The sequence below is a fragment of the Stenotrophomonas sp. GD03777 genome (assembly GCF_029842485.1).
In the GTDB taxonomy this organism is placed as follows: Bacteria; Pseudomonadota; Gammaproteobacteria; order Xanthomonadales; family Xanthomonadaceae; genus Stenotrophomonas; species Stenotrophomonas sepilia.
In genome coordinates this window covers 1-3,140 of record NZ_JAOCGL010000197.1, presented here as the reverse complement: position 1 = coordinate 3,140, position 3,140 = coordinate 1, and the positions used below count along the sequence as shown (strand labels likewise).

Annotated in this window: 3 protein-coding genes; 2 read left to right on the top strand and 1 reads right to left on the bottom strand. The window is 68.6% G+C overall.

Annotated elements, in window-relative coordinates; translation table 11 throughout:
• Window positions 1–1,359, bottom strand: a 1,359-nt coding sequence (locus N5E02_RS20575; RefSeq protein ID WP_279946704.1) for a glutamate--cysteine ligase, incomplete at its 3' end; no start/stop codon positions are given.
• A 152-nt stretch (window positions 1,360–1,511) separates the two neighbouring features.
• On the opposite strand from N5E02_RS20575, the gene N5E02_RS20570 reads away from it, so the two are divergent.
• Together N5E02_RS20570 and N5E02_RS20565 are read left to right on the top strand one after the other, a co-directional pair.
• Window positions 1,512–2,216, top strand: a complete 705-nt coding sequence (locus N5E02_RS20570; RefSeq protein WP_005419279.1) for a VIT family protein — start codon at window positions 1,512–1,514, stop codon at window positions 2,214–2,216.
• Complete coding sequence (locus N5E02_RS20565; RefSeq protein ID WP_065185384.1) at window positions 2,213–3,037, top strand: AraC family transcriptional regulator; 825 nt, start codon at window positions 2,213–2,215, stop codon at window positions 3,035–3,037. The genes N5E02_RS20570 and N5E02_RS20565 overlap by 4 nt, the downstream gene beginning before the upstream one ends.
• The last annotated feature ends 103 nt before the right edge of the window (window positions 3,038–3,140 follow it).

Genomic DNA, 3,140 nt, shown 5'->3' with positions numbered 1-3,140 from the left:
CGCGAACTCGCGGAACACCGGATCGACGTCACCATGCCAGCGGCCATGGAACAGCGCCAGCTTGCGCTCGGCCGGGGTCAGGCCGGATTCGACGATCTCCTGCAGTACGTCCAGGAACTTGCTCTCGTCCTGGCCATCGGCATTGCGCGCCGCACGGCGCTTGAGGCCTTCCACGGAAATCCTGACCGCTTCCCGGGCCAGGTCGCGCACCGTGCCGTTGCGGAACGGCAGGTTCATTGCATGCTTCGGCACGCCGTCACGCAGCGCATGGCGCTCGGCCAGGGTGAAGTCACGCACCAGGTCCCAGGCAGCGTCCAGCGCAGTGTCGTCGTACAGCAGGCCCACCCAGAACGCCGGCAGCGCACACAGGCGGCTCCACGGGCCACCATCGGCGCCGCGCATTTCCAGATACTTCTTCAGGCGCACTTCCGGAAACGCGGTGGTCATGTGGTCCGACCAGTCGCGCAGGGTCGGCAACGCGCCCGGCAGCACCGGCAGCTTGCCCTGCATGAAGTCGCGGAAACTCTGCCCGCTGGCGTCGTGGTAGGTGCCGTCGCGGTAGGAGAAGTACATCGGCACGTCGAGCAGGTAATCGACATAGCGCTCGTAGCCGAATCCATCCTCGAATACGAAGTCGAGCATGCCGGTGCGGTCGGCGTCGGTGTCGGTCCAGATGTGCGAGCGATAGCTCAGGTAGCCGTTCGGCTTGCCTTCGGTGAACGGCGAATCGGCGAACAGCGCGGTGGCGATCGGCTGCAGCGCCAGGGACACGCGGAACTTCTTCACCATGTCCGCTTCGGTGGCGTAGTCCAGGTTCACCTGCACCGTGCAGGTACGGGTCATCATGTCCAGGCCCAGCGAACCGACCTTGGGCATGTACGCGCGCATGATCTTGTAGCGGCCCTTCGGCATCCACGGCATTTCATCGCGCTTCCACTTCGGCTGGAAGCCCATGCCGAGGAAGCCCAGCTGCAGTTCGCCGGCCACCTGCGCCACTTCGTTGAGGTGGGTGCCGGTCTCCACGCAGGTCTGGTGGATGGTCTCCAGCGCCGCACCTGACAGCTCCAGCTGGCCGGCCGGTTCCAGCGTCACCGAGGCCCCATCGCGCAGCAGGGCGATGGTGCAGCCATTCTCCTGTACCGGCTCCCAGCCGAAGCGGACCAGGCCGTTGAGCAGTGCTTCAATGCCGCGCTCCCCCTCGAAGGTCGGCGGGCGCAGGTCGTCCAGGCGGAACCCGAACTTCTCGTGCTCGGTGCCGATGCGCCACTGCGCGCGAGGCTTCTCGCCGGAGGCGATCACCTCCACCAGCTGCGAGCGGTCGGTAATGGGGGTATCGGCGACGTGGCTGGGGCTCGACAAGGGGAGGGCTCGCTGGACGGTGGCGGGGGATGTGGGGCTCGCGGCCTTCCATCGCAAGGGCGCACTATAGCGTGGCACCTCGTTGCGTCATGCGACGGTGACGGGTTTCAGCATCCCACCGACGCCCTCTTGACCCTCGTACACTCAACGACATGAGCCGCCATTCACGACATCCCGAACTGCACCGCTCCGAGCGCGTCGGCTGGCTGCGTGCCGCCGTGCTGGGCGCCAATGATGGCATCGTCTCGGTGGCCGGCCTGGTGGTCGGCGTGGCCGCCGGCGGCGCCTCCGCTACCACCATCCTCGCCACCGGCGTGGCCGGCACCGTGGCCGGCGCGATGTCGATGGCCGCCGGCGAGTACGTCTCGGTACAGACCCAGGCCGACACCGAGGACGCAGACCTGGCAATGGAAAAGCGCGAGCTGCGCGAAAATCCGCACAGCGAGCTGGAGGAGCTGGCCGCGATCTACCGCCACCGCGGCCTGGAGCCTGCGCTGGCACGGCAGGTGGCCGAACAGCTCACCGCCCATGATGCGCTGGGTGCCCACGCCCGCGACGAACTGGGCATCACCGATACCCTGCGCGCCCGCCCGCTGCAGGCAGCGCTGGCCTCGGCCGGTGCGTTCACCTGTGGCGCGGCGCTGCCGGTGCTGACCGCCCTGCTCGCGCCGGTCGACAGGGTCGCACTGATGACCACGGCCAGTACCCTGCTCGGCCTGTGCCTGACCGGCGCAGTGGCGGCCAGGGCCGGCGGCGCACCGCCGGTTCGCGGCGCGATCCGGGTGATGTTCTGGGGCGCATTGGCGATGGCCGCGGCGGCCGGCGTCGGTCGCCTGTTCGGTGCCCACGTGTCATGACCGCCATGCTGCCACCGGCCACCGCACTGCTGGCCGAGATGGCCAGCCTGGCCGGCTGCGCACGCGCCGAAGGTTATGCGTGCATCACCGCTCGGCGCGAACATGGCGCCAGCTCGGTGGAGATTCCACAACCACAGTTCGCGATTCTGCTGGAAGGACGCAAGCAAGTGCGTACCGCGCACCAGTCGCTGGAGTTCATGCCCGGCGACATCCTGCTGCTGACCCAGCGCTGCCGCATCGATGTGGTCAACACCCCCGACCCACGCAGTGGCCGCTACCTCAGCGCCATCGTGCCGCTGTGTGCCGAAGTGCTGGCGGCCGCACGCACGCTGTGGAGCGGGGAGCTTCCCGCCGCCGGTCATGCGATGGCGCGGCTGCCGTTGATCGATCATGGCGCGGTGCTGCGCCAGTGGCGGCAATCTCTGCAGGACGGCCGTTACAGCGAAGCGCGGCTGGCCCTGGCCTCGTTGGTACTGACCCTGTGCCGGCAGGGCCACGGCAACCTGCTGCTGCCGCAGGCGCCGAGCCTGGGCGAACAGATCCGCGACCGCATCGCCGCCGAACCCGCTCGCGACTGGCAATCGCGCGATGTGGAAGCGCTGTTCGCGCTGAGCGGCGCGACCCTGCGCCGTCGGCTCGCCGCCGAGGACACCAGCCTGCGCCAGCTGCTCACCGAGGCCCGGCTGGCGCATGGCATGCAGCTGCTCTACACCACCGACCTGCCGCTGAAGACCGTGGCCGCACGCGCGGGCTACCGCTCTGCGGCCAGTTTCAGCAAGCGCTTTGCCGAGCAGTACGGGCTGGCTCCCACAGACATTTGAGGGGTTCGGCAGGGCTGCGCCCTGCACCCGCCAAAGCAAGTGCAAGAGCCGAAGCAACAGCCAAAGCAACAGCAACAGCGGCTATCCGTGGGAGGGCGGGGCG